The organism is Luteibacter aegosomatis, from assembly GCF_023078455.1.
In the GTDB taxonomy this organism is placed as follows: Bacteria; Pseudomonadota; Gammaproteobacteria; order Xanthomonadales; family Rhodanobacteraceae; genus Luteibacter; species Luteibacter aegosomatis.
Genome location: NZ_CP095740.1, coordinates 4,055,934 through 4,080,086, shown reverse-complemented (window position 1 = coordinate 4,080,086; position 24,153 = coordinate 4,055,934). Strand labels below are relative to the sequence as shown.

Sequence of the window (24,153 nt, the reverse complement as noted above, 5' to 3'; positions counted from 1 at the left end):
TAGCGAAACCTGCGAAGGTCAGCCTTTAACGGCTTTCATGCCGCGCTCGTCCGCGAGCAGTTGCCGCTTGATGTCCACGCCCCAGCGCCAGCCGCCGAGGCTGCCGTCTTCGCGCACGATGCGGTGGCACGGCACCAGCAGCGCGAGGCGATTGCTTCCGCAGGCGCGGCCGACCGCTCGGGCCGCCTTGGGCACGCCGAGCTTCGCGGCCAGCTCGCCGTAGCTGAGCGTCTCGCCGCGCGGAATGCGGGTGAGGGCATCCCACACCCGCCACTGGAAGGCGGTGGCCGCCACGTCGAGCGGCGGCATGTCGGGCGTGTCGCCGCGTGCCCAGCCCAGCTCGTTCGCCACGCGTGCGATCACGGCATCGAGCCATTCCTCGCGTCCCGCATCGACCCGTTCGCGTTCGGCCAGCGGAAATTCGGCGACGAGCCGCCCCTCCAGCTCGGCGTCGTCCCGGCCGAGGGTCACCGAGCAGATGCCACGCGCCGTCGTGGCGACGAGCAGGCGGCCCAGCGGGGTATCGGTGGTCGTGTAGCGGATGGACGCCCCCGCGCCCCCGGCGCGATAGCTCGCCGGCGTCATGCCCAGGCGGCGGTCGCTTTCCTCGTACACGCGGCTGCCCGAGCCGAAACCGGCTTCGTAGACCGCGTCGGTGACCGCCGCGCCGCCGCGCAGGGCGTCGCGCAACTGGCCGAAGCGATGGACGCGGGCGTATTCGGCGGGGCTCACGCCATAGCGCCGACGGAAGGCGCGCTGCAGGTGGGTGGGACTCAGGCCCGCGATGTCGGCGAGGCTGGCTAGATCGCGTGGCCCGTCGGTCCGGTCCAGGGCGGCACGGACACGTTCCAGGGCGTCGTCGGCGTCGGGGCGCATGGCGAGGGCGGTAGTCATGAGCGGCCTCCTTGGGTGGGAGGCCAGTGTCCGGCGGCGACCAGTGGGCCGCCATCCGCTTCTTGCGCCGTCAGTGGTGAGCCGGGCGGCCGGTCCGGATCACGGTGAACTCGCCTTCGAGCACGTCCGGTCGGTGCGGCGCGGCGGTTGCCGCGCGCGGCGCACGGGCCAGCTTCCACTGGCGAACCACGAGGAACGCGATGCTACCCGCGGCGAGCACGCCCAACACGACCACCCCGAACACCAGCAGCACGCCGAGCAGGGCCAGGCCGGCCAGGACGGAGAGGGCGCGCATCAGCGGGTTGCGCGAGCGGCGGAGGGGTGGGAAGACGAAGGTCATGGGTTAAAAATCCGTATGGCACAATGACATGCGTGCCCCCATACCTTGGGGCATCCCCTCCCCACAGACAAGTGCCATGACGCCTACCGCCCTCTCTTCCCTGTGTCGCCTCGACGACATCCCCGACGGCAACGCCATCGACGTAGAAGCGGTCGTCGCCGGCGAGACGGAATCCCTGCTGGTCTATCGCAACGGCGGCGAGGCGCGGGCCTACCTCAACGTGTGTCCCCATGCGGGCCGCCGGCTCGATTACGCGCCCGGCAAGTTCCTCGTGCGCAGCGGCAACATCATCTGCGCCGCCCATGGGGCGACCTTCACGGCCGACGACGGGCTGTGCCAGGCAGGGCCGTGCAAGGGGCAGAGCCTGCGGGGCGTTCCGGTGGTGGTGATCGACGGCTTCGTCCACCTGGCATGAGAAAATTCGCCGCCACGCTCCGCAGGGTTCGCCGATACGATCGGCTCCCACCCCTTCGGTAGCGACCTCTCCTACCAACGGGGTGGGAGCCGATCGTATCGGCGAAGGGCGCGCGACGGCGTCCGTCGGTCACCGATACATCAGGTTGATCGTCACCAGCGTGATCACCAGCACCAGCAAGGTCAGCGGTACTCCCACCCGCAGGAAATCCTTCGCCCGGTAGCCACCGGGGCCGGCCACCATCATCAGGGCCGGATGTCCCGAGGGCAGCAGGAACGTGTTCGACGACGATACCGCCACGATCAGCGCATAAGCCGACGGGTTGCCGCCCGTACTCACCGCCACGCTGATCGCGATGGGCACCATCATCACGGTGGCGCCGACGTTGGACATCACCTGCGAGAACAGCAGCGTGAGCACGGCGATGGAGAGCTGCAGCGTCCATTGCGGCGCATGGCCCAGGATGGCGAGCACCTCCTGGGCGATCCACGAGGCCGTGCCGGTGGAGTCCATCGACCAGCCCAGCGGGATGAGGCAGGCGGTGACGAAGATGGTCTTCCAGTTGATCGCCTTGTAGGCCTCGTCCATGTTGAGCACGCCGGTGAGCAGCATGCCCACCGCGCCGGTCATCATCGCCACGGAAAGATCGAGGTGGGTGAACAGGGCCAGGCACTTGGCCAGCACGAAGAAGCCCACGGCCTGCCAGATCTTGCCGGGACGCTGTTCTTCCTTGGGAATGTCGGTGACCACGACGATGTCGCGGTCTTCCTCGGCCAGCATCAGGTCGCGCCACTTGCTGTGCAGCACCAGCGTGTCGCCGGCGCGCAGCGTGATGGCGCGCACGTCCTCCCGGAAGACGTCGTCGCCGCGATTCACCGCCAGCACCGAGATGCCGAAGCGCTTGCGCAGGCGCAGCTCGCCCACCGTCTGCTTGATGAAGCGCGAGCTAGGCGGCACCACCGCCTCGGAAATACCCGCGCGCGTGGTGTTGAACTGCTCGCCCAGCTCGCGCATGCGCATCGACACGCGGCAGAGCTGGTTGTTGGCGAAGGTGTTGATGGCGTCGCGCGGGGCCAGCACGCCCAGCACGGTGCCCACCCAGATCATCTGGTCGGATGGCGGCGCCACGCGGCTTTCGTTGCCGGTCTTCATGGCCAGGATCAGCGGCGCGCCGTGCAGTTGTTCCACCTCGCCGATGCTCATGCCCACCAGGGGACTCTCGGCGGTGACGGTGAGTTCGGCGGTTTCGCCCGCGATGCCGTAGGTGTCGGCGAAGTAGCTCTCGGTGCGGCCAGGGGTGACCTTCAGGCGGTCGTCGTCGCGCTCGGGCATCAGCTTGCGGGTGAATGCCCAGAAGAAGCCCACGCCCACTACCGCCAGGATCAGGCCCACCGGCGTGACGCTGAAGAGCCCGAACTTGGGAATGGTATGTGCGCCCGGCGGCAGGTTGCTGTTGGCGCTGGCGATGAGGTCGTTGAGCACGATCAGCGGCGAGTTCGCGATGAGCGTGGTGTTGGTCGCCGTGAGGATGCAGAAGGCCATCGGCAGCAGCAGGCGCGACAGCGGCACGCCGGTGCGCGCCGACAGGCGGCTGGTGACCGGGATCATCAGCGCGGCGAGGGCCTGGCTGGGGATCACGGCGCTGAACAGGCTGGTGACGCTGTTCACCACCACGCCCAGGCGCGATTCCATGCCGCGCGCCATGCGCATCACGAACGAAGCGGTGAGGTTGAGCACGCCGGCGCGGTCCAGGCCGGCACCCATGATCATGATGGCGATGATCGCGATGACGGCGTTGCCGGCGAAGCCGTTGAACACCTGGTCGCCGGGAATGAGCCCGGTCAGGCCGATGGTGACCACCACCAGGAGGGCGACGAGGTCGGCCCGGATCCACTCCAGAACGAGCATGAGCATGGTGAAGCCCACCAGGCCCAGCACGAGGATCATTTCAGGAGTGAGCGTCAGCACTAGCCGGCTATCCGATCCGGTCGGTTGAACGGGCGGTGGCGGAAAGTTCGCCACGCAGCGGTTAATGCGGGACGAGTATACGCGTCGGGGGTGGCTCCGGGCTGAAGACGCGGGTCTTCAGCCGTGGAAGGGCATCACACTTGCGTGGTTCCGTGCCACTCGTAGAGAAAATCCCACACGCCGTGGCCCAGGCGCATGCCGCGGCGTTCGAAGTGGGTTTCCACGCGCCATGCGGGGCGTTCGGCCGATTGGCCCGGCCCCACGCGGTTGCGCCAGCCGGGGGCGGCTTCCATGGTCTCGCGCATGTGCTCGGCGTAGGCCTCCCAGTCGGTGGCCAGGTGAAGCAGGCCGCCCGGCGCCATGCGCGAGGCGAGCAGCGCCACGAAGGCCGGCTGCACGAGGCGGCGCTTGTTGTGGCGTTTCTTGTGCCAGGGATCGGGAAACCAGATGCGCACCTCGGCGAGGCTGCCGGGGACGATTTCGTGTTCGAGCACTTCCACGGCGTCGTGCTTGTAGATACGCACGTTGGTCGCGTCGCGAGCGGCCAGTGCGTTCATCAGGCGGCCCACGCCGGGGCCGTGTACCTCCACGCCGACGTAGTCGCGGGCGAGGTCGTGCTCCGAGGCCCAGGCCAGCGCTTCGCCGTTGCCGAAGCCGATTTCCAGCACGCGCGGCGCGGCGCGGCCGAAGGTGGCGTCGAGATCGCGCACCTGGCCCGTGTAGTCGAGGCCGAAGCGAGCCCAGTGCTCGTCGAACGCGCGCTGCTGGGCGGGCGTCATGCGGCCCTCGCGCAACACGAAGCTGCGGATGCGGCGCTGGAACGGGGTGTTTTCGTCGTCGTGCGTCATGCGGCTCAACCGACCAGGCCGTCCACGGGGCTCGAGGCCGAGGCGAAGCGCTTGCGCGGGATGCGGCCGGCGCGGAATGCCGCGCGGCCGGCCTCCACGGCGAGTTTCATCGCGTGGGCCATGAGCACGGGGTCTTTCGCGCCGGCGATGGCGGTGTTCATCAACACGCCGTCGCAGCCCAGTTCCATGGCGATCGAGGCGTCCGAGGCCGTGCCCACGCCGGCGTCCACGATGACCGGCACCTTGGCGTTCTCGACGATCTCGAGGAGGTTGTAGCGATTCTGGATGCCCAGGCCCGAGCCGATCGGCGCGGCCAGCGGCATGATCGCGGCGCAGCCGATGTCTTCCAGGCGGCGGGCGAGGATGGGGTCGTCGGAGGTGTAGACCATCACGTCGAAGCCGTCGGCCACGAGTTTTTCGGCCGCGACGAGGGTCTGCACCACGTCGGGGTAGAGCGTGCGCTCATCGCCCAGCACCTCGAGCTTCACGAGGTTGTGGCCGTCCAGCAGTTCGCGCGCGAGGCGACAGGTGCGCACCGCGTCGTCGGCGGTGTAGCAGCCGGCGGTGTTGGGCAGCAGGGTGAAGCGGCTCGGCGGCAGGGCGTCGAGCAGGTTGGGCTGGCTCGCATCCTGGCCGATGTTCACGCGGCGAATGGCGAGGGTGACGATCTGCGCGCCCGCCGCCTCGGTGGCGCGGCGGGTTTCGTCGAAATCCTTGTACTTGCCCGTGCCGGTGAGCAGGCGGGAGTGGAACGTGCGGCCGGCGACGGTCAGGACGTCGTCGGTGGCGGGGGAGAAGTGGTTCATGCGAAGGATTCCTTAGCCGCCGCCGATGGCGTGGACGATTTCCACCTTGTCGCCGTCGGCGAGCAGGTGCGTCGCGTGCTCGCTGCGCGGCACGATGTCGAGGTTCACCTCCACCGCGACCCGCTTGCCGGCGTAACCGGCCGATTCGAGCAGGGACGTGACGGATGTGCCGGGCGCGCACTCGCGCGCTTCGCCGTTGAGGGTGATGTGCATCCGCCGATTGTAGCTGCCGACCGTCGCTGCTGCGTACGCCGGAGCCCAGCGCGGTGCATCCGGTTCCGCGAGGCGCCTCTACGGCTCCTGGCCCCTCAACGCCCCCACCGGCCACCACCGCCCGGCGGAGCCACGGGCCGGGGGTTCCCGCCACCGTGCCATCCGCCGCCGTGGTCGTGCCGATCCGGCGCACGCGGCGGGGGCGCCACGCCCATCTTCACGCCGCCGGCGGGCGGCCCAAAGCGCTTGCCGTCGTTGAGCCGCACGGTCGTGGCGGTGCCCTGGGGCGGCGGCGGGCGACCGTGGTCATGGTCCGGCCGCCCATGGTCGTGACCGCGATCACCCCATCCATGCGCCGGCGGGTACCCGCCGTAATAACCGCCGTAGTAGCCCGAATCCACCGGCACGTCGTTCGCGACCGGCTGCGGTGACGGGGCTGCCCGGTCGTCGACGTAGAAGTGGGACGGCTGGGGCAGCGTCGCCGTGCTCACCGTCTCGCGCCGCACCGGCACCGACGGACCCGAGATATAACTCACGCCCGGCTTCGGCATATCCGCCGTGGACACGCTGCGCGATTGCGCGGCCGCAAGGCCCGACACCCCTAACCCGACGATGATGGAAAGCGACAGCACCCTGCGCATGAGGCGGCCCTCGAGGAATCCCGGCCCGATTATGCGCCGGGCTCCAGCCGGGAGGGTGAGCGTTGGCGGACACGTTCAGTCCCCCGCCACCTTTCGCCCGCTGCCGGTGTCGTATTACCATCGACGCCCGACGCGGGTGTAGCTCAATGGTAGAGCTGTAGCTTCCCAAGCTACTGACGAGGGTTCGATTCCCTTCACCCGCTCCACTCAGTGGCCTTGCTGAGCCAGATGCCCTTTCCGCATCATCGATGGAAGAGGCGGGCCAGGGCGACTCCTGCCTTTCTCGCTCAGAACCCTTCCAGCACGATCTTTCCATGCGCTTTGTGGGATTCGAGCAGCGCATGCGCGCGCCGCAGGTTCGCGGCGTTGATGGTCCCGAACGACTCGTTGAGCGTCGTGCGAAGCACGTCCGCATCGATCAGCGACGCCACGCGGTCGAGCAGTTCATGCTGGCGGATCTGATCGGGGGTGGAGAACATCGAGCGCGTGAACATGAACTCCCAATGCAGGGACACGCTCTTCGTCTTCAGCTTGCGGAAGTCGAACAACTCCGGATCGTCGATCAGTGCCAGGTGACCCTGTGGACGGATGGAGGCGACGATCTGGTCGAAGTGACGATCCGTGTGGTTCAGTCCCACGATGTAGTCGACGCCGTCGAAACCGATCCGCTTCAGTTCGTCGGACAGCGGCTTGGAATGGTCGATGACGTGGTGCGCGCCGAGGTCGCTCACCCATGTCGCGGTCTCCGGCCGCGATGCGGTGCCGATCACGGTCAGGCCCGTCAACCGGCGTGCCAGTTGCACCAGGATCGAACCCACGCCCCCGGCCGCGCCGATCACGAGCAGCGTGGCGTCGGACGGCGTCTCGTTTTCCGGAATGTTGAGGCGGTCGAACAGCAGTTCCCATGCCGTGATCGTCGTCAGTGGCAAGGCGGCCGCGGCGGCGAAGTCGAGCGTCCTGGGCATGTGCCCGACGATCCGCTCGTCGACGACGTGCAGTTCACTATCGGTGCCCGGACGCAGCAGCGAGCCGGCGTACCATACCTTGTCGCCTGGTTTGAACAGCGTGACATCCTTGCCGACCGTGCGCACGACGCCGGCGGCGTCCCAACCGAGGATTTTCGGCTGGCCGGCTTCCGGTGCCATGCCGGCGCGAACCTTGACGTCGACGGGATTGACCGACACGGCGCGGACCTCGACCAGCAGGTCGCGGTCGCCGGGCACCGGATCGGGCAAGGTCACGTCGATCAGCGATTCGGGATCGCCGATCGGTAAATTGCGGTAGTAGCCAATGGCTTTCATCGTCGCGCTCCCGGATGGATGAGGCATTCGTACCAGGGCAGCCGGCGGGGGACGTGGGTCCACCATGAACCTGCCCAACGGGCACGTATCATCCATGCGGGCCTGAGGAGATGGCAGGCACGAAGCGCAACATCAGTTTCAAAAAATATTTGAAGCCAGCCTGGATGGTTGGGAAGACGGGAGGGTCAATCCAGATACGATCCGATTCGCTGCGATAGGAAATCGCGTAGCGCGTTGACGGTCGGCGACAGCATCGTCCGGTGCGCGCTGACCAGGTGCAGAGGGGCGATTTCTCCGTCGTATTCCGTCAAGGCCGGTTCGAGGCGGCCGGCGCGCAGATCGGCCAGCACGTCCAGTTTCGACTTGTAAGCCATCCCGAGTCCCGCCACCGCCCAGCGTCGGACGAGTTCGCCATCGTCACTGCTGCGGTCGCCATGCACGGTCACCATCTCCGGCTTGCCGCCGCTGAAGAAGGTCCAGCGGTCATGCAGCGTGTCGCTCAGCGCAAAGCGCAGGCAGTTGTGCTTGAGCAGGTCCGCGGGCTTCTCGGGACGTCCATGGCGGGAAAAGTAGGCCGGTGAGGCGCACAGGACGCGCCGGTTGTCCGGCGCGAGAGGGAGCGCGATCAACGTCGAATCCTCCGGCACCCCGTAGCGGATCGCCAGGCTTATGGGCGAACGGAACATGTCCGCCACGTGATCGCCGATGCGAACCTGCAGGGAAACGGCCGGGTATCGCGCCTGAAACTCGTCGAGCCATCCGAGCAGCACGTTACGACCGAGATCGGACGGAACCGACAGCGATACCTCGCCACCGATCGTCTTGCGCCCGTGGGCCACCGCATGGCGACCGGCCTCGGCTTGTTCCAGCACGCCGCGCGCGTAGGGCAGGTAACGCTCACCATCGGGCGTGAGGCGCAGGCTGCGCGTCGAGCGCGCGAGCAGGCGCGTGCCCAGCTCCGCCTCCAGGCGCTTCAAGCCGATGCTCGCCACGGCCGGCGTCAGGTCCAGTTGGCGGGCGGCGGCCGACAGGCTGCCGTTGTCCGCCGTGGACAGGAAAATGCGAAGGTCTTCCAGTCTGATCATCGGATGCGATTCCGGCGCGGAGGCGACGTTTGCAAATAATTGATATAATGGACAAACAGGCTTTAGTGTTGCCTAAATCGAGGTTCCCATGAAATCTCCGTCGCTCAAGGACAAGATGGCCTACTATGCCAAGGTGCGTGGCGTGAACTACGCGAACAGCCTGCGCCTTGAAGGCTTTGATGTTCCGCAGAAGGGCCAGCGTAAGGTGGCATCGTCTTCTGTGCTTCCCAAGAAGGAACGGGCGCGCGGGTGACACAGGATAAGTACGGCATCGAGGACGATCCGTATTGCTATGACGGTAGCTCGATTTTAAGAAACCTTCTCGATCTCAGGGACGATGACGCGCTCGCGAATGCGGAGCGCGACCTGACGATGGCGGCTGCCGAGGAGATGGAGTTCCTTTTACCGCCCTATAGCCTGAAATCCTTGCAGGATATTCATCGTCACATCTTCGGCGATATTTATTCGTGGGCGGGAGAGTTGCGAACTGTCGACATCAGCAAGGGGACGACTCGCTTCTGCACGGCTTCACGCATCGTGCCTGAGAGCACGAAATTCTTCGGGCGGTTGGCTCAAATGGAATGGCTGGAAGGCCTTCCGTGAGACCGTTTCGTGCCTCTTGTCGCGGAGCTGTTTGGCGATCTCAATGTCATTCACCCTTTTCGCGAGGGGAATGGGAGATCGCAAAGGATTCTGTTCGAGAATCTGGTCATTAATGCGGGCTTTGAGATCGGCTGGGATGGCATCCATCCTGACGCATGGGTCGAGGCGAACATGGCTGCGTATCACGTGGATTACCTGCCGTTGCAGACAATCTTCGATCATTGCATCGGTGGGCTGATCGGGGCCGAAGACCCGTAAGGCCGGCGCTGAACCGAGCGAACGTGTAACTGCGCTACCGCTGCCTGCAGTGTGGCGGCCCCATCTCGAATGCGGGGAACAAGCGGGCGCTTGCGCGATCACTCCAATGGAGTCGCGAGCGCTTCTCGGCGTCGTACGAACGGCGAACGATGCGCATACGTGACCCATCGCCAGATCCACTCGAGTGGACCCATCTCGAAATGGTTCAGCCACCTCCAGGCGTCCGGTTTCAGGGATGCGTGAATCGGCGCGGCAAAGCCGTCGGCATTCACCGCGAGGACGCCGAGGATGGCGACTCCCCGGATGACGTCGAGGGACGGTATGCGCGCTTTCGTCATGGAGGGCGTATTTAAACCGAGTCTTCCGGGACGGCGAGGAAAGTCGTCGATGGCAGCAAGCACCATGCCAGTGCCGTCGGGCGCGCCCCGGCGCGTCTGGTGCCTTGGACCCCGCATGTCCCCGGACGCCGGGAGATGTCCGCGGACACGCGGCGGCCGTCACTCAATGGCCTCGTTCGGCGAATCTTGCGATCCTACGATTCCGCCGCCTCACTTGCCGAGTTCAGACGCCATGCCCCGTTCGAGCCATTCCCAGGCCGATGCCGAAGTCAAGCAATTGGCCGAAGCGCTTCGGGCGGCCGTCAGCGCCTTCGTCCGCCATGTTCGCGAGAGCGGCGCGGACGTGCGGACGGCGCAGTGGGATACGCTCGACTTCCTCGAATCCCACGGTGCGCAGAGCATCGCCCATCTCGCCCGGCGACGCGGGGTCAAGCATCAGAGCATGCGGCTGGTCACGGCCCAGCTCGAGGCCGACGGGCTGATCGAGCGTGTCGAGGAGAGTCCCGACTTGCGCGGCTATCTGCTGACGATCAGCACGAAAGGACGGAAGTTTCTGCGGGACGCCCGATCCGCGCGCGCGGACCGCATCGCGGATCTGCTGGCGACACGCATTCCTCGCGAGCAATTCGGCGATCTGAAGCGCGCGATCGACATCCTGGATCGGCTGGCGCGCGAAGATGTCGCCGATGCGGGCTAACGCGCGCGCAAGGCCGCCAGGACGGCCGGCAGCGTGTTGACGCCCCAATGCTCAACGTAACGCCCGTCCTCGACACGGACGATATCGATGACATCGATCGCGACGGGCGCATGCGTCGCCGGCACGCCGAGAAGCGGACCGGTGTGAACCCCGCTGATGCGCTTGCGCGAGGTCACCTTGTCGCCTTCGCCGACCTGATCGAGCACCTCGACCCTCAGCTCGGACAAGGCGGGATGCAGCACCTTCTCGAACGTGTTCCACATGCTCTCCGGCCCGGCCGGCGTGCCGGGCGGCGCGGAGTGGTTCACGAAGCCGGGCGACATCAGCTCGTCGAACGCGGCACGGTCCAGGTTCTGGATCACCTCGGTGTTGAAGCGTCGTACCACGGCTTTGGGCGAGTCATGGCTCATGTCTCAGGCCTCCATGGGATGGGATGCGTAGCGGGTCTGCGGAAAGCAAAAGTATACAGTTATAACTGTATATATGAAGGGGCTTGCCGTGCCCTTCCGGAGATGCCCTCTTCACATGAGGCTAGGCACCTTGGAGACGTGGATGCTCCTTCGGCGAAGCGGACTCGCCGCCATCACTACCCGGGGAGTCGATGATGGAAACACCCGCCGCTTGCGAAGCGTGTCGAGGCAGCGATGACGTCGGTGCCGGCCTTGTCATGGCCTTCCAGCCCATCGTCGACCTCGAACACGAGAGCGTCTACGCCCACGAGGCACTGGTCCGGGGGACGCATGGCGAGGGCGCGGCGGACATTCTGGGCCGTGTCGACGTTGCCGGTCGATACGCGTTCGACCAGGCCTGCCGCGTGCGGGCCATCGAGTGTGCCAGCCAGGCGGGCCTTCCAGGCATGGTGTCGATCAACTTCCTGCCCAATGCGGTCTACGAGCCGGCGCATTGCCTTCGGGCGACCCTGGCGGCGGCAGAGCGCGCTTCATGGCCGTTGTCCCGGATCATCTTCGAGGTCACCGAGCAGGAGGAAATCACCGACCACCGGCATCTGCTCGCCATCCTCGAGGCCTACAAGGCGCGAGGATTCAAGACAGCCATCGATGACTTCGGCGCCGGGTACGCGGGCCTGAACCTGCTTGCGGACTTCCAGCCCGATCTCCTGAAACTGGACATCGGTCTCGTGCGCAACGTGCATCGCGACAACGTCCGACAGCGCCTCGTCGCGCATACCGTCCGGATGTGCGAAGACATCGGCGTCGAAGTGATCGCCGAAGGCGTGGAAGAGGCGGACGAAGCGAGGGCGCTGTTCGATCTGGGTATCCGGCTCCAGCAGGGATTTCTCTTCGCCCGGCCGACCCTTCCTCCGTTGTCCGACGCCGTCTTCCCGATACGTTGACGGCGCAGCGAACGAGCTACCGCATGCGCTTTTCCCCAGCGAACGAAAGCGTGCGGAAAGGAAGCGGGCTCGCAAGATCGCGTCAGGCGTCGAGCGAACCTGCGAACTGCTTGCATGTTGAAGTAGTGGTTAGCCAATTCAATGACTTATGGTCATGAAGCGTGCTGCATCGCGGCTTGCCACGATTTAAATGCGCTCCGTAATCTGCGCGTAACCGTCGCATGGCGGTCTTTTCGTCGGGGGTAATGCAGGACATCAGTTCCACCGCGGTATGCGATCGCCGGGAGGGCATCGGTTACGCGGAGCAGAGTGCCGCTGCATAGCGGGCGACGACCGGTCGCCCTTCATTTCCTGAAAAACCATCCAAACCGCCCCGCTGCCCGACGCGACCGCCCCAGGCCGTCGTCGCGTGCCCGTGTGGTTCACCGCGCACCGTGTCGCGGAGGCGGAAGCCATCCATTTCCTCGAGGAACAAAGCATGCATTCGATCCATCTACGTCGCGGCATCCTGGCCGGTGCGCTGGCCATGGCGCTGTTTTCCCCCACGTCGTTCGCGCAGGATGCCAAGCCCGCGGACGCGAAGGATGCCACCGCGCTGGACAAGGTCGTCGTCACGGGCTCGCGCATTCCGCGCTCGGAGATCGAAGGTTCGGCCCCGGTGGTGATGGTCACCGCGGAGCAGATCAAGGCGCAGGGTTTCACCACGCTGGTCGAGTTCCTCAACAGCCTGCCGCAGGTCGCCACGCCGGACTTCAGCGACCGCATTTCCACGTGGGGCAACACGGCGGTGAACGCCCGCCCGATCAACCTGCGCAACCTCGGTCCCGACCATAGCCTGCTGCTGATCGACGGCCATCGCGTCGCCGACTATCCGCAGCCCAGCGCGGGGCAGAGCACGTTCCAGAACTACAACAACCTGCCCATCGGCATGATCGACCACATCGAGGTGCTCGCCACCGGCGCGTCGTCGATTTACGGTTCCGATGCCGTCGCCGGCGTCATCAACGTGGTGCTCAAGAAGCGCTACGAGGGAGACCACATCCAGATCACCGGCGGCGGTGCCACGCGCGGCGGGCGCAACTACGGCGACGTCAATTTCCTTGGCGGCCGTTCGGGCGAGAACTGGCACGTCATCTACAACTACGAGCACACCAATCGCAGCCCGCTGTGGGGAAGCGATCGCCCCTACACGGACTCCGAAGCGGATGCCGGCTACGGCGCCTGGAATCCGAGTGCGCGCATGTTCGGGTTTCCCACCTCCGATGGCCTGGCGCTGATCAATGCCGACGGCAACTACGTGGCGCCTCCGTCCGGCGCATGCGGACAGTTCGGCAGCACGTTCTCGGCGTACGATCACAAGACGGTGGGCACCGTCGGTCGCTCCGTCGATCCCACCAGCGTCACCAGCAGGGGCGTTTCGTGCACGCAGAACGCCATCTACAAGAACTGGGTCTTGAGCCCGGGCCTGCGCGCCGACAATGCCTACGTCGCCGGCGAGTACGACTTCTCGAGCAAGCTGCAGGCCTACGCCTCGGTCGGCCTGTGGACGAACACCGGCACGACGAACACGCAGTTGCCATTCCTCTATGCGATGCCCGGCCTGCCGTCCGGCTTCTACGACAAGACCTCCGGCCAGGTGATCAATACCTACCTGCGCCAACTCACGCCGCAGGAGATGGGCACCTTCGGCAATACGCACGATCGCGAGGCGAACTGGGACGTCCACGTCGGCTTGAAGGGCACCGTCTTCGACGACAAATTCAATTGGGACCTGAATCTCGGCACGAACCGGTACATCGTGCACGAGCACTACACGGGCCTGAACGAACAGGGCATGTTCGATTACTTCTTCGGCCCGCAGCTGGGCACGACGACGGTCGGCGGCGAAGCGCTGCCGACGTATGCGTTGAACACCCAGCGTTTCTACAGCCCCATCTCGCCGTCGGATTACCGAAGCTTCGCCGTCGGCGGCGTCAACAGTGCCGAAACCTGGATGAACCAAGCGGAGTTCAACCTCAACGGCGACCTGTTCGATACGTGGGCCGGTCCGGTCGGCTTCGCCGGCGTGGTCGAGGCGAATCACCAGGGCTTCAAGCTATCACCGGACCCGCGCGGCAACACCACCACGTTCGGCGATCCGTTCCAGAACTACATCACCGGCGGCGGCACGCGTAACCGCCTGTCCACCGCCACGGAATTCCGCGTGCCGCTCGCGTCGACGCTCACCTGGACGCTTTCGGGACGCCTGGACAAATACCGCGACGACAGCCACGCCGATATCGCGCGCACGTGGGGCACCGGCATCGAATGGCGACCTCTCGAGGGGTTGTTGCTGCGTGGAACCTACGGCACGAACTTCCACGCGCCCGATCTGCAGGCCATCTACCTGCAGGATTCGGAGCAGACCCAGGGCAACTACGCCGATCCGCTGGAATGCATCCGCGCCGGCGATCGCGCCTGCCAGAACTTCCAGCATCCCACGTCGTTCACCCAGTTCTCCGGCGGCAGCCGCAACCTGCTCAACGAAACCGGACACTCCTGGACCTACGGCTTCGTCTGGGACATTCCGCACGTCGAGAACCTGGCGTTGTCGGTCGATTACTGGCACATGGGCATCAACAACGCCATCAAGTGGATCGATCTCGGCACCGCGCTCAACGACGAGGCCGGCTGCCTCACGGGCACCACGCCGAGCGGTGCGCCGTACATCGCGCATACCCTGGGATCGCCCTATTGCGCCGAGGCCATCGACAACGTCAAGCGCGACGCGCAGGGCAACATCACCAGCGTGACGGTGGGCCCGATCAACGAGGCGTCGCTCTACGTCAGCGGCATCGACGCGAAGGTGACCTACGCGCTGCGCACCCTCACCATGGGCAGCTTCAACTTCGAGTTCAACTACACCAACAACCTGAGCTTCAAGGAGCGTGACCTCGCCTCCGATCCGCTGCTGAACACGCGCTACAAATACCCGGCCACGCGCATCAACGGCACGGCGCACTGGCACCAGGGGCCCTGGGACGTCACGCTGCACGGCGAACGCATCGGCCAGATCCGCGCGAACAACTACGACGGCTGCGAAGTGCTGCCCAACGGCATCCAGCCGTCCGTGGGCGACGCGGATTGCTCCATCTACAAGGGACACGTCGCCCCGTGGATTACCTGGAGCACGGGGGCGAGCTACGCGATCAACGACGACGTGAAGGTAGGCGTGAACGTGTCCAACATCTTCAACCGGGTCGGACGGATTCCCTACTACGCCGGTGGCTTCGAGTTCATTCCCACCCAGCAGGGCGACGACTACACCGGCCGCGAGGTGTTCATGTCGCTGGATTGGAAGATCGACTGACCGGGGAACCGCGGCAGCTGAACGGATCGCTGCCGCATTTTCCTGCGACGTCAACATCGCGGCTGCCGGATCGTTTCCGGCCCCGCGTACGTCACCCACACACAGAGGAACATCCGACCCATGAACGTCATTCCGAAGTTTGCCCTCATCGGTCTGGTCGCCGGCGCGGCGCTGGTATCGGCGCCCGTGTTCGCGCAGTCGGCGGTGCCGGGCCACCCGCGCGTCAACGAGGTCAACGGCCGGCTGGACAACCAGCAGAACCGCATCGACCAGGGCGTCGCGAACGGTACGATGACCCAGAAGCAGGCGGCGCGCGACGAGACGCATGACGCGAACATCGCCCGTCGCGAGAGCGCGGATGAAGCCAGGCATGGCGGTCACCTGACCAAGGCGGAGCAGAACCGGCTCAACCGATCGGAAAACCGGAACAGCCGACACATCTACAGGCAGAAGCACTGAAACGGGAAAGCGGGCGGTTGCCGCCCGCTTTCCGATCGGTGAGCGCCGGGCGTCAGTGCGTGCCGGCGATCGAGGCGGTGACGACCGTACCCGCGGGCGGTACGGGATCGACGACGCCCTGGAGCCGGTTCGTCTGCACCTGGAAGTTCGCGGGAACCTTGAACGCGACGCCCGCGCCATCGGCGACGTGCTGCGAAAGGAACCCGTTGCCGGTGCCCTGCCACAGGTAGGCATCGTCCTTGGCATTGGTCCAGAACAGGTCGGCCAGGCCGTCGCCGTCGAAGTCCTCGATGGTGGCGAGGGTGTAGCCGTCCGGCGCGGCCATGGTCTTCTGGCTCGACACGGTCGTGCCGTCCATCGTCCACCAGCGCAGCTTGCCCGTGGCGGCGTTGAACCAGATCAGGTCCGTCTTGCCGCTACCCGCGATTTCACCCGCGCCCACGAGTTCGAAACCGGCCGGTGCCGCGTCGCCGTCGCTCTTCGTGAAGCTTCCGCGGCCGTCGTTGATCCAGTACTGCACCGCCCGCTTGGGCCCGGTCCAGACGATGTCGAGGATGCCGTCCCCGTTGAGGTCCGCGAGATAAGGCGTGAAACCGGCGGGAGCGCTGACCGTCTTGCCCACGCCCTGCTCGCAGTCCAGGCCGTCCAGACGGCCGAACTTGATGCCGCCCGTGCAGGTGATGGTCCAGAACGAGAGTTTGCCGGTGGTGGAGTTGATCCACACTTCCTGCGACTTGCCCGAATCGTCGACCCGGCCCGCGCCGACCATGCTCCACCCCGCCTTGTACGGGAAGGTGAAATCGACCCAGCCGTAGCTGTAGATCGCGAGATTCAACTCATGCGTGGTGGGATTGTCGGCTTCCATCACCGTCTGGCCGGTCAGCACGCCGTCGAAGATGTCGTAGGGCATGGCCTTGACCTGGTCGCCCGGCTTGAAGCCGTCGATCCAGAAGTCGCCCTGCTGGCCCGGGGTCCAGGTGTCGCTGGACAACACGGTGCTGCCGTTCATCTGCACGAGGGTGGTCTTGCCGCTCTTGGGGGCGATCAGCAACAGCGTGCTCTTGCCGTCGAGTACGGCGTTCAGACCCACGCCGGGATTGCCGCTGTCGCGGTTCGAGAGCAGGTCCCACGTCCGGGGGATCCGCTGGCCGCGCGCCTGCCTGGCGGCGATGGCGTGGGTGAGGTGGGTGACGTCCACCGAGCCCAGGCCGGTGGCGTAGTCGTAGCCCTTGCCGGCTTTCCATGCCGTGACCAGCGAGGCGCGACCGCCGTCGCTGACCACGCCATAGCTGTCGCCTTTCTTGACGAAGCAATCGCCGGTTCCCGCGAAGCAGGGCACGTCGATGTCGCCGACGGCGACGTCATGGAACACGCAGGACGCGTCCGTGGCCTTGCATCCGGCCGCAGGCGTGGCCACCGTGCCGTATTGCACGCGCGCCAGTTCGTAGAGCGAAGGCCCGACGTTGCCCAGGCGATCGGCGGCGGCCTGGTTCACCAATGCCTGTACGCCGGCCATCGCCGGCGCCGCGAACGACGTGCCGCCCGCGCTGTTGTAGATCGAGTCCGTGGGATCGAGGTAATTGCACGGCGTACCGCCCTGGTCCGGATCGGACATGCAGAAGATCAGCGCATGCCCGTAAATGCCGTTGGCGGCGAAGAGCGATACGTCAGGGATCGCGCGGGTCACGTTCTGGTCGATTCCCGCGATGCCCTGTTGCCAGCTCGGCTGGCTCCACAGGTAGCTCGGGCCGCCGCTGCCGCCGGCGGTGTTGAGGAAACCCTGGCCGTCGGCCGAATTGCAGGCCTTGTTCGGGTTCGCGTAGCCGAGGATCGCATCGAGCTGGGCGCTCGCGCAGGAGTCGTTCCAGGTCTGCTCCGGAATGTAGCCGAGGGCGCTGGCGCCCAGGGCGCCGTTGCCGGACAGCCAGTACTTGCGCGTCTTGCCGTAGTCGTCGAAGTCGGTGCCACCCACCGCCACGTTATAGGGCGTGCTGCCGAGGCCGTTCACGGCGATGCCGAAGCTCGACGCGACCTGGTTCTGGTCGCACCCGGCCACGCCCGCGTCGCCGGTGGAGACGAACACCGTGGTGCCTTCGGCGGCGGCCGTCGACCACAGCACAGTCGCTTCGTCGCTGTCGCCCACCGCGGCGCTCACCAGTTCGCACTCGCCGTAGCTCAGGCTCATGATCGGCGGCGGCGTGGCCTGTTCGAGCAGGTTCTGCGCGGCCAGGAAGGCGCCGAAGTCGGCGCCGCTGTCCTGGCACGAGGCCAGGGTCACGTCGGCATCGGGTGCGGCGGCGCCGGCCCACTCGGCATCGAGCGCGGCTTCACCCTCGTCGCCGTTGGTGCCTGGATCGGCGCAACTCGTGTCGCCGGCGAAGGCCGCCGGGTGCACCTGGGTGAAGCGTCCCTTGGCGTCGTTCGGCATGAACACCTGGCGGAACGTGGCGACGTCGGCGTCCTGCACGTTGGTGCGTTCGAGCACCACCACGTTCTGACCCGCGCCGCGTACCGGCGTGTCCTCGTTCCACAGCGGGTTCACGTCGTAGACGGTCGCGAAGTCCGCCGGCACCAGGTCGAACATCGTCTCGCCCTGGTACACGAAATTGAAGTCGCCCGAGGGCGCGCCCGCCGCCACCCACTCGCCCTTGGCATTGCGCTTGACCGGTCGCGCATTTTTCACCTGCGGCTTGGGAAAGAAATCGGTCAGCGAGGCCACGCCGCGGACCACGGGCACCAGGTCGGTCGGCAGCTTCTGTTCGACGGCATTGGCGAAATGCACCTTGCCGTCGGCCCGGTAGCGATGCATCGACGTGCCGAACGCCTGCTGCACGGCGCCTACCGAACCGGTGAAACGGATCAGCATGCCGTCGGCGGACACGCTCTTCACGCCGAGGCCCTGCGATCCGAGCCACTGCTTCACCGCCGCAATATCTTTCGCATTCGGGCCGAATTGCTCGCCCACCTGGCGCGCGGTCAGCCAATGGTGGAAGTTGGGTGAGGAGGGATTGTCCAGCGAGGCCAGGTACGCGTCGAAGCGTTTCTGCTGGTCGTCGCCGCGCTTGAGCACCAGGGTCATCGAGGGAATGGTCTCGGTGGTTCCCATCGCGCCGGCGTCGACGCTGGTGGCGACCCTGGCGGGAACGCTTCCCTTGAGCGTGGTGAACTGGCGGGGACTCACCGCTTTGGTGAGCAACGGCGTGGTGGTGGTGCTGCCGACGGTATCGACGGCGGCGTGGGCGTGACCGGTGGCGACGAGCATCGCCGCCCCGGCCAGCCAAGGCCTGAACATGGTTGGTGACATAGAACCCCCGAAGGAAAGTGCCCGATTTGCCCTGACGTGGTGCGGCTGCCCAGCCCATGACGGACTGCCCCTTCGGCATGCCATCCGCAACGAAACACGGTGCGGACGGACGAGACTAGCTTTACATCTTCGGCAAAGTCACACACGCTCGTCTTTCCGGTTTCTCACCGGCTTCTCACCGCCGCCGGGACGCGGCGCGTCGATCGAGGAAAACGCACGATGATGTCCCGCGTCCGCCGTTGGCTTGACGACACCCCGATCGACGATCCCGTCGATCGGCGCAATGCGGTATTCATGCAACTGCTGCTGATCTTCGAAGGCCTGCGCATACCGGCGACCAAGCTCTACCTGTTCGGCTTGCACGGTGGCTACCTGCAGGCGCAGTTCTTCAGCAAGGCACGCGTGGGCGCATCGGCCGCCCTGGCCGTCGACATCGGCACCGACCTTGCCATGACCGTCTCGGCCTGGTTCGGCCTGTGGCTCATCCGCGCCGGGCGGTTCCCCCTGGCCGTGGCGCAGTTCGTCGGCACCATGCTCGCGTCGGGCGCGATGGCGTATGCGGCCTTCGGCTACCGCGCCACCGACGGCAACCTCACGCTGATCATGATCCTCGCCCTGAGCGGACTCATGCTGGGGCGCAAGGCGTTATGGACGACCTATGCCGCCGAGGCGCTGATCCTCGCCGTGAGCGTGGCGCCCCTCACCGCCGCCGATCCGGGGCACGCGCGGGGATTCCTTTCGGCGTTCTACGACGCGTTGCCGATGCGGGCACTCACCAGCTACCTGCTTATCGCCCTGATCGTCGACCGCGCCATCGATGCCTTGCGCCAGAGCCTCGGCGAATCGGAGCGGCAACGGCGGCAACTGGCCCTGGAAATCGCCGAACGCGAACGCACGCGCGAGCAGCTTCTGCATGCGCAGAAGATGGATGCGGTCGGCAAGCTGGCCAGCGGCGTCGCCCACGACGTCAACAACGTCTTCGACATCATCCTGGGCTTTTCCACCGAACGGGACCGTCTGCCGGAGGCCGAACGGCTGGACGGCGACGTGCGGGCGGTGGCCGATGCGCTGGAAGGCATCGAACTGGCCGCGCGCCGAGGCACGGCGGTGTGCCGGAAGCTGCTCAGTTTCAGTCGGCGCGACGTGGCGTCCGCCGAGGTATTCGACGTGGTGTCCGCCGTGCGCGAGCTGCGGCCGCTGGCCCGTCAATCCTTGCCCGCGCACTGCCAGCTGCACCTGGCGCTGCCGCACGAACCACGTTGGATCCTCTTCGACCGCAGCCAGTTCGAGCTGGCGATCATCAACCTGGTGACCAACGCGCGCGACGCGATGCCCGACGGCGGCCGCTGCGACATCGTGCTGGAGGATCGCGACGGTGGCGTGGCATTGACCGTGCGGGACACCGGCATCGGTATGGCCGAATCCGTTCGCGCGCGAATCTTCGATCCGTTCTTCACCACCAAGCCGGCCGACCGCGGCACGGGCCTGGGCCTGAGCGTCGTCCACGACCTGGTGGTCCGGGCCGGCGGCCGGACGACGGTCGAAAGCGAGCCCGGCAGGGGAACGGCGATTCGCGTGAGCTTGCCTTGCGTCGACGCGCCGGAGGGAACGATCGTTCCGGCGGATCAGGTCGTCAGCACGTAGCCGGTGCCATGGACGGCGTTCAGGGGCAGCGGTTCGCCGAGCGTGGCGAGTACCTTGCGACGCAGGCGATGCACCATGGAATCGAGCCGGTGCGGATCGAAGGCGTCGACGTCGTCGGTGAGCACGGCGATCAGCGATTCGCGGGGAAGCACTTCGTTCGCATGCTGGAGCAGCGATTCGAGCAGGCGGCGTTCGCCCTTGGTGAGCATCACTTGGCCGCCCGCGGGCGAGCGGAGAAACCACTCGTCCGGACTGAGTTCCCAGCGGCCGGCGAGTGCTTTCGTCGTCGGCCGCAGTCGGCGGGCCACGCTGTGCAGGGTGGCGACCAGCACGTCGATCTCGACGGGCTTCGCCAGGTAGGCGTCCGCGCCTTCGAAAAGACCGCGCACGCGATCGACGCTGTCGCTTCGGCCGGTCAGGATGACGATGCCCGCCTCGGGGAAGCTCCCGCGAAGCGAGCGTGCCAGCGTGAAGCCGTCACCGTCGGGCAGGCCGATATCCAGCACGAACAGGTCCGGCATGCGTTGTCCCACCAGTGCATGCAATCCCGCCGCGCTGCCGGTGGCCCTGACGTGGAAGCCGAACTGGGTCAGCCTGGGCAGCAGGATGCGATCGCGCAGCAGGTCGTCGTCTTCCAGCAGCACCAGTTGCAGGCCGTGCGCCGGCGCGACGGGATCGGGTGGGTATGTCGTCACTCGCGCAAGCCTCGTTTTCTTCGCGCCGGCGGCCAGATTGCCTTCGCGCCGCGCCAAAATCCATGGGTGGCGCGCGAGCGGGTCAGGCGAAGAGGTCGTCCATGATCGGAGGGCGCGATTCGGCACGTTCGATCAACGCGCCTTCGAGTCGCAGCAGCCAGGCCTTGGCATCCAGGCCTCCGGCAAAGCCGGTCAGTCGGCCGCCGGTGCCGATGATCCGATGGCAGGGCGCCACGATGGAGATCGGGTTGCGTCCGTTCGCCGCGCCGACGGCACGCATCGCGGAGGGGCGGCCGATCTGTTCGGCGATCTGCGCGTAGGAACGCGTCTGGCCGTAGGGCACCGTCAGCAGGGCCGTCCATACGGCTTTCTGGAACGGCGTGCCGTGGAAGTCCAGGGGCAGGTCGAACGCGCGGCGTTCGCCCTTGAAGTACTCGTCGAGCTGCCGGGCAGCCTCCATCAGCACCGGGTGTTCGGGTGCTTCGCCCGACACCGGCAGCGGCACGCGTCCGGGACGATCGTTTTCCCATAGGATCGCGGCCAGTCCTTCGTCGCTTGCCAACAGGGTCAGTTGGCCGACCGGGGAGGGCAGGGTCGTGTACACGTAGCTCGACGACGTCTTCATAGCGATGCCCACAGGTGCAGGCTGGCCAAGCTTCGCCACGGCGCATAAGGCGTCATGAGCCGCGCGGTGGCGATGGCGTCCGGGCGCTCCGCCAACCCGTACATGCGCTCCAGCGCCGTCGCGAGGCCGGAATCGCCCACCGGCGCGGCGTCCGCGAAGCCGATGCGCATCATCACGTAGCGCGCGGTCCACGTGCCGATGCCATGGAGCGCCGTGAGACGTCGTTCCGCGTCCACCGCCGAGTCCTCGGCGAGCGCTTCGACGGCGAGCTTGCCCTCGGCGATGGCCCGCGCCGTCTCGATGAGATACCGGGCCTTGGCGCGGGAGAAACGACGCCGGGTCAGGTCGTCCGGATCGATGCGGGCGACGGCCTCCGGCGTGGGGTGCACGATCATGTCTCCCACGCGCTCGCCTGCGAGCAGGATCAGTTCGCGACGAAGGCTGCCCGCGAAGCTGAGGTTGATCTGCTGCCCGATGATGGCCCAGCACAGGGCGTCGAAGGCGCGTGGCACCAGCGGAACGCGCAGGCCGCGTCGCGCCGACACCAGGTCGGGATGGGCGGCTTCGAACGCACGGATGTCGTTGCGCAGGCCGAGCACCTTGAGGACGTCGCGATGCAGGATGGCGAAGCTGGCGATGCCAAGCCGCCGTGGCGACGTCACGCTGACGTTCGCGAGGCGGCCTTCGAAGCGGATGTCCACGATCGCCGGACCGTCCGGCGTATCCAGGGCTTTCCAGACGCGCGATGCGTCGCTGCGTTCGGCCAGTCCTTCGACGTCGCGGCCCTGGTAGGCGAGCACGGCGTCTTTTCGGTAATCGGCGGGCAGGCGAATCGAAAATCCAGGCTGCGTGCCGAGGTGGCGGTAGTCGTCCGGCGTCATGCCCATCAGCAGGCCGAACGCCCGCTCGAAAGGCTTGATACCCGGGAATCCCGCGGCGTGGCTCGCGTCGCGTGCCGTGGCGCCGAGATCCAGCAGTTGTCGTGCCGCGAAGGCCACCCGCTTGCGCTCGAGCCATTCCCCGGCGGTGGCGTGCGCATGATCGCCCAGCACCACGGCCAGCACGTCGTCCGTCACGCCGACCGCCTCGGCGAGCGCGGTCGGTGACGGAACGCTTGCCGGCTCGGTTTCCAGCCGTTCGCTCAACCGGTGGAACAGCTCGAGGCCGTCGCCGCGCTCCGCATGCAGGCGGTGCGGGTTGCACCGCTTGCACGGTTTGAGCCCCGCCGCCCTGGCCTGCGGCTCGGAAGCGAATGCCGTCAGGTCCGCCTTGCGGCCCATGGCCAGTACACAGGAGGGCAGGTGGTAGACGTAAGGGTCGGCCGTGCCCAGGAGAAGCACGCCATCCAGCGCGCCACGTCGTGCGGTGCGCCGGTCCCAGTCGAGCAGGCGGATCGTCGTCATCCGGGCATGCTAGCCGGAAGGCCGTGCGAACGCATGCGCCGTGTCGCGATCACGACGCCGGGATCGGTCGCCCTCGTTGGCGGAGCGCGAGCGAGACCGCCACCATCGTCAAGACGATGGCCATGCCGGCACCGAACTCGGTGGTGACGTAGGGCGCCCGTCCGTCCGTGGCGGTCATCGGATCGAGCACGGCCTGCACGATGGTGTTATGGCTGGCGTGCAGGACGACGCACGGCCAGAGGCTTCCCGAAGCCATGCGCAGCCAGGTCATGACGAACGACATGCCGATCGCCATGACGGTGAAGCACGCGACCGCGTAGGCCGGCGTCGTCCCCGCGTTGTAGTCGGCACCGAGAAGGCTCGGGTAATGCCATACGGACCACAGCGCGCCGCTGGCGAGACTCGTGCCCGTGAAGCCGAGGCGTTCGTACAGACGTGGCACCAGGAATCCACGCCAGCCGATTTCCTCGCCGAGGGCCCAGGCCATGCCACTGATGACGATGAAGATCATGGTGGTCGGGATGCCGAAGAACGCGGCGAACGCGTTCGCGTGATTGGCCACCTGGAAGTCGTGCGCCAGCTTCCCGGCGTAGGTACTCCACTGGAACGCATCCGGTATCAGCATCCACGCGATCGCGTAAACCGGAATCGCGTAGAGGAAAGGGATGATGTAGCCCCAGCCGAGGTAGCGGAGCCGGGGCCACGTCCAGCCGAGCGATCGCACGTCCCGCTTGCGGGTGATGCAGGTCGCCAGCGCTGCAGCGCCGGGGCACCACATCAGCATCCGCGACATCATCGGCGGTTGGGTGCCCAGGTGCACGATGAACGCGGAGACCGGCGCGCTGAAAGCGATCAGCCAGACGATGAACCAGACGATGTCGCCTGCGGGGAACGGCTTACGCATGAGGGACAG

General features: G+C 66.5%; 25 protein-coding genes and 1 tRNA gene. 10 read left to right on the top strand and 16 right to left on the bottom strand.

What is annotated here, in order from left to right; all coding sequences use genetic code 11:
• Positions 1-18: 18 nt before the first annotated feature.
• Both L2Y94_RS18350 and L2Y94_RS18345 read right to left on the bottom strand, forming a co-directional pair.
• Positions 19-894 carry a methylated-DNA--[protein]-cysteine S-methyltransferase gene (locus L2Y94_RS18350; protein ID WP_247370798.1) on the bottom strand — a complete coding sequence of 292 codons (876 nt, stop codon included), beginning with the start codon at positions 892-894 and terminating at the stop codon, positions 19-21.
• 70 nt (positions 895-964) lie between these two features.
• Positions 965-1,234: a hypothetical protein gene (locus tag L2Y94_RS18345; RefSeq protein ID WP_247370796.1), complete on the bottom strand. Its 270-nt coding sequence runs from the start codon at positions 1,232-1,234 to the stop codon at positions 965-967.
• A 76-nt stretch (positions 1,235-1,310) separates the two neighbouring features.
• On the opposite strand from L2Y94_RS18345, the gene L2Y94_RS18340 reads away from it, so the two are divergent.
• On the top strand, positions 1,311-1,649 hold the full coding sequence (locus tag L2Y94_RS18340) for a Rieske (2Fe-2S) protein (RefSeq protein WP_247370794.1): 339 nt from the start codon (positions 1,311-1,313) through the stop codon (positions 1,647-1,649).
• Between the two features lie 129 nt (positions 1,650-1,778).
• Here L2Y94_RS18340 and L2Y94_RS18335 read toward each other — a convergent pair whose 3' ends face one another.
• The 5 genes from L2Y94_RS18335 to L2Y94_RS18315 form a co-directional block, all read right to left on the bottom strand.
• On the bottom strand, positions 1,779-3,596 hold the full coding sequence (locus tag L2Y94_RS18335; RefSeq protein WP_247375327.1) for an SLC13 family permease: 1,818 nt from the start codon (positions 3,594-3,596) through the stop codon (positions 1,779-1,781).
• Between the two features lie 155 nt (positions 3,597-3,751).
• A complete protein-coding gene (trmB, locus tag L2Y94_RS18330; RefSeq protein WP_247370791.1) occupies positions 3,752-4,465 on the bottom strand; it encodes a tRNA (guanosine(46)-N7)-methyltransferase TrmB in 714 nt (237 codons plus the stop codon).
• Positions 4,466-4,470: 5 nt separating this feature from the next.
• A complete protein-coding gene (locus tag L2Y94_RS18325) occupies positions 4,471-5,271 on the bottom strand; it encodes a thiazole synthase (RefSeq protein WP_247370790.1) in 801 nt (266 codons plus the stop codon).
• Between the two features lie 12 nt (positions 5,272-5,283).
• Positions 5,284-5,484, bottom strand: coding sequence for a sulfur carrier protein ThiS (thiS, locus tag L2Y94_RS18320; RefSeq protein WP_166950840.1), 201 nt, complete (start codon positions 5,482-5,484; stop codon positions 5,284-5,286).
• 95 nt (positions 5,485-5,579) lie between these two features.
• Positions 5,580-6,125, bottom strand: coding sequence for a hypothetical protein (locus L2Y94_RS18315; RefSeq protein ID WP_247370787.1), 546 nt, complete (start codon positions 6,123-6,125; stop codon positions 5,580-5,582).
• Between the two features lie 132 nt (positions 6,126-6,257).
• Here L2Y94_RS18315 and L2Y94_RS18310 point away from each other — a divergent pair.
• Positions 6,258-6,331, top strand: a tRNA-Gly gene (locus tag L2Y94_RS18310).
• Between the two features lie 81 nt (positions 6,332-6,412).
• On the opposite strand, the gene L2Y94_RS18305 is transcribed toward L2Y94_RS18310, so the two are convergent.
• The gene (locus L2Y94_RS18305) at positions 6,413-7,426 is read right to left on the bottom strand and encodes a zinc-binding alcohol dehydrogenase family protein (protein WP_247370769.1); all 1,014 of its coding nucleotides are present in this window, start codon (positions 7,424-7,426) and stop codon (positions 6,413-6,415) included.
• 185 nt (positions 7,427-7,611) lie between these two features.
• Positions 7,612-8,511 (bottom strand): LysR family transcriptional regulator, encoded by a 900-nt coding sequence (locus L2Y94_RS18300; RefSeq protein ID WP_247370766.1) that lies wholly within the window; start codon positions 8,509-8,511, stop codon positions 7,612-7,614.
• An 88-nt stretch (positions 8,512-8,599) separates the two neighbouring features.
• On the opposite strand from L2Y94_RS18300, the gene L2Y94_RS18295 reads away from it, so the two are divergent.
• Genes L2Y94_RS18295 through L2Y94_RS21360 form a run of 3 tightly spaced genes read left to right on the top strand, consistent with a single transcriptional unit; the run spans position 8,600 to position 9,372 of the window.
• On the top strand, positions 8,600-8,764 hold the full coding sequence (locus L2Y94_RS18295; RefSeq protein WP_247370763.1) for a YhfG family protein: 165 nt from the start codon (positions 8,600-8,602) through the stop codon (positions 8,762-8,764).
• The gene (locus tag L2Y94_RS21365) at positions 8,761-9,114 is read left to right on the top strand and encodes a hypothetical protein (protein WP_345780004.1); all 354 of its coding nucleotides are present in this window, start codon (positions 8,761-8,763) and stop codon (positions 9,112-9,114) included. The genes L2Y94_RS18295 and L2Y94_RS21365 overlap by 4 nt, the downstream gene beginning before the upstream one ends.
• Positions 9,115-9,123: 9 nt before the next feature.
• Entirely contained in the window at positions 9,124-9,372 is a 249-nt protein-coding gene (locus tag L2Y94_RS21360) for a Fic family protein (RefSeq protein WP_345780003.1), read from the top strand.
• Between the two features lie 98 nt (positions 9,373-9,470).
• On the opposite strand, the gene L2Y94_RS18285 is transcribed toward L2Y94_RS21360, so the two are convergent.
• Positions 9,471-9,776, bottom strand: coding sequence for a DUF418 domain-containing protein (locus tag L2Y94_RS18285; RefSeq protein WP_247370761.1), 306 nt, complete (start codon positions 9,774-9,776; stop codon positions 9,471-9,473).
• Positions 9,777-9,942: 166 nt separating this feature from the next.
• On the opposite strand from L2Y94_RS18285, the gene L2Y94_RS18280 reads away from it, so the two are divergent.
• Positions 9,943-10,407, top strand: coding sequence for a MarR family winged helix-turn-helix transcriptional regulator (locus L2Y94_RS18280; protein ID WP_247370758.1), 465 nt, complete (start codon positions 9,943-9,945; stop codon positions 10,405-10,407).
• On the opposite strand, the gene L2Y94_RS18275 is transcribed toward L2Y94_RS18280, so the two are convergent.
• The gene (locus L2Y94_RS18275) at positions 10,404-10,817 is read right to left on the bottom strand and encodes an ester cyclase (RefSeq protein ID WP_247370756.1); all 414 of its coding nucleotides are present in this window, start codon (positions 10,815-10,817) and stop codon (positions 10,404-10,406) included. The two genes, L2Y94_RS18280 and L2Y94_RS18275, sit on opposite strands and share 4 nt — an antisense overlap.
• 194 nt (positions 10,818-11,011) lie before the next feature.
• On the opposite strand from L2Y94_RS18275, the gene L2Y94_RS18270 reads away from it, so the two are divergent.
• From L2Y94_RS18270 to L2Y94_RS18260, 3 genes are all read left to right on the top strand, one after another.
• The gene (locus L2Y94_RS18270; protein ID WP_247375324.1) at positions 11,012-11,761 is read left to right on the top strand and encodes an EAL domain-containing protein; all 750 of its coding nucleotides are present in this window, start codon (positions 11,012-11,014) and stop codon (positions 11,759-11,761) included.
• A gap of 478 nt (positions 11,762-12,239) precedes the next feature.
• On the top strand, positions 12,240-15,110 hold the full coding sequence (locus L2Y94_RS18265) for a TonB-dependent receptor domain-containing protein (protein ID WP_247370753.1): 2,871 nt from the start codon (positions 12,240-12,242) through the stop codon (positions 15,108-15,110).
• A gap of 120 nt (positions 15,111-15,230) precedes the next feature.
• Positions 15,231-15,569 carry a hypothetical protein gene (locus L2Y94_RS18260; RefSeq protein ID WP_247370751.1) on the top strand — a complete coding sequence of 113 codons (339 nt, stop codon included), beginning with the start codon at positions 15,231-15,233 and terminating at the stop codon, positions 15,567-15,569.
• Positions 15,570-15,621: 52 nt separating this feature from the next.
• Here the strand turns inward: L2Y94_RS18260 and L2Y94_RS18255 are convergent, their stop codons facing one another.
• On the bottom strand, positions 15,622-18,873 hold the full coding sequence (locus L2Y94_RS18255; protein WP_247370748.1) for a protease pro-enzyme activation domain-containing protein: 3,252 nt from the start codon (positions 18,871-18,873) through the stop codon (positions 15,622-15,624).
• Between the two features lie 219 nt (positions 18,874-19,092).
• Between L2Y94_RS18255 and L2Y94_RS18250 the strand changes: the two genes are divergently transcribed.
• Complete coding sequence (locus tag L2Y94_RS18250) at positions 19,093-20,517, top strand: sensor histidine kinase (RefSeq protein ID WP_247370746.1); 1,425 nt, start codon at positions 19,093-19,095, stop codon at positions 20,515-20,517.
• Here the strand turns inward: L2Y94_RS18250 and L2Y94_RS18245 are convergent.
• The 4 genes from L2Y94_RS18245 to L2Y94_RS18230 all read right to left on the bottom strand — a co-directional run bounded on the left by L2Y94_RS18245 (position 20,499) and on the right by L2Y94_RS18230 (position 24,144).
• Positions 20,499-21,212, bottom strand: coding sequence for a response regulator transcription factor (locus L2Y94_RS18245; RefSeq protein ID WP_247370744.1), 714 nt, complete (start codon positions 21,210-21,212; stop codon positions 20,499-20,501). The two genes, L2Y94_RS18250 and L2Y94_RS18245, sit on opposite strands and share 19 nt — an antisense overlap.
• An 82-nt stretch (positions 21,213-21,294) precedes the next feature.
• Positions 21,295-21,837, bottom strand: coding sequence for a methylated-DNA--[protein]-cysteine S-methyltransferase (locus L2Y94_RS18240; protein ID WP_247370741.1), 543 nt, complete (start codon positions 21,835-21,837; stop codon positions 21,295-21,297).
• Complete coding sequence (locus L2Y94_RS18235) at positions 21,834-23,240, bottom strand: DNA-3-methyladenine glycosylase 2 (protein WP_247370738.1); 1,407 nt, start codon at positions 23,238-23,240, stop codon at positions 21,834-21,836. Before L2Y94_RS18235 ends, L2Y94_RS18240 begins: the two co-directional genes overlap by 4 nt.
• Before the next feature lie 49 nt (positions 23,241-23,289).
• Entirely contained in the window at positions 23,290-24,144 is an 855-nt protein-coding gene (locus L2Y94_RS18230; RefSeq protein ID WP_247370735.1) for a CPBP family intramembrane glutamic endopeptidase, read from the bottom strand.
• Positions 24,145-24,153: the final 9 nt, after the last annotated feature.

Bases quoted from the DNA above. Each gene is read 5' to 3' on its own strand.
- L2Y94_RS18350 (WP_247370798.1), bottom strand. From the start codon at position 894: ATGACTACCGCCCTCGCCATGCGCCCCGACGCCGACGACGCCCTGGAA.
- L2Y94_RS18345 (WP_247370796.1), bottom strand. From the start codon at position 1,234: ATGACCTTCGTCTTCCCACCCCTCCGCCGCTCGCGCAACCCGCTGATG.
- L2Y94_RS18340 (WP_247370794.1), top strand. From the start codon at position 1,311: ATGACGCCTACCGCCCTCTCTTCCCTGTGTCGCCTCGACGACATCCCC.
- L2Y94_RS18335 (WP_247375327.1), bottom strand. From the start codon at position 3,596: ATGATCCTCGTGCTGGGCCTGGTGGGCTTCACCATGCTCATGCTCGTT.
- trmB (WP_247370791.1), bottom strand. From the start codon at position 4,465: ATGACGCACGACGACGAAAACACCCCGTTCCAGCGCCGCATCCGCAGC.
- L2Y94_RS18325 (WP_247370790.1), bottom strand. From the start codon at position 5,271: ATGAACCACTTCTCCCCCGCCACCGACGACGTCCTGACCGTCGCCGGC.
- thiS (WP_166950840.1), bottom strand. From the start codon at position 5,484: ATGCACATCACCCTCAACGGCGAAGCGCGCGAGTGCGCGCCCGGCACA.
- L2Y94_RS18315 (WP_247370787.1), bottom strand. From the start codon at position 6,125: ATGCGCAGGGTGCTGTCGCTTTCCATCATCGTCGGGTTAGGGGTGTCG.
- L2Y94_RS18305 (WP_247370769.1), bottom strand. From the start codon at position 7,426: ATGAAAGCCATTGGCTACTACCGCAATTTACCGATCGGCGATCCCGAA.
- L2Y94_RS18300 (WP_247370766.1), bottom strand. From the start codon at position 8,511: ATGATCAGACTGGAAGACCTTCGCATTTTCCTGTCCACGGCGGACAAC.
- L2Y94_RS18295 (WP_247370763.1), top strand. From the start codon at position 8,600: ATGAAATCTCCGTCGCTCAAGGACAAGATGGCCTACTATGCCAAGGTG.
- L2Y94_RS18285 (WP_247370761.1), bottom strand. From the start codon at position 9,776: ATGGTGCTTGCTGCCATCGACGACTTTCCTCGCCGTCCCGGAAGACTC.
- L2Y94_RS18280 (WP_247370758.1), top strand. From the start codon at position 9,943: ATGCCCCGTTCGAGCCATTCCCAGGCCGATGCCGAAGTCAAGCAATTG.
- L2Y94_RS18275 (WP_247370756.1), bottom strand. From the start codon at position 10,817: ATGAGCCATGACTCGCCCAAAGCCGTGGTACGACGCTTCAACACCGAG.
- L2Y94_RS18270 (WP_247375324.1), top strand. From the start codon at position 11,012: ATGGAAACACCCGCCGCTTGCGAAGCGTGTCGAGGCAGCGATGACGTC.
- L2Y94_RS18265 (WP_247370753.1), top strand. From the start codon at position 12,240: ATGCATTCGATCCATCTACGTCGCGGCATCCTGGCCGGTGCGCTGGCC.
- L2Y94_RS18260 (WP_247370751.1), top strand. From the start codon at position 15,231: ATGAACGTCATTCCGAAGTTTGCCCTCATCGGTCTGGTCGCCGGCGCG.
- L2Y94_RS18255 (WP_247370748.1), bottom strand. From the start codon at position 18,873: ATGTCACCAACCATGTTCAGGCCTTGGCTGGCCGGGGCGGCGATGCTC.
- L2Y94_RS18250 (WP_247370746.1), top strand. From the start codon at position 19,093: ATGATGTCCCGCGTCCGCCGTTGGCTTGACGACACCCCGATCGACGAT.
- L2Y94_RS18240 (WP_247370741.1), bottom strand. From the start codon at position 21,837: ATGAAGACGTCGTCGAGCTACGTGTACACGACCCTGCCCTCCCCGGTC.
- L2Y94_RS18235 (WP_247370738.1), bottom strand. From the start codon at position 23,240: ATGACGACGATCCGCCTGCTCGACTGGGACCGGCGCACCGCACGACGT.
- L2Y94_RS18230 (WP_247370735.1), bottom strand. From the start codon at position 24,144: ATGCGTAAGCCGTTCCCCGCAGGCGACATCGTCTGGTTCATCGTCTGG.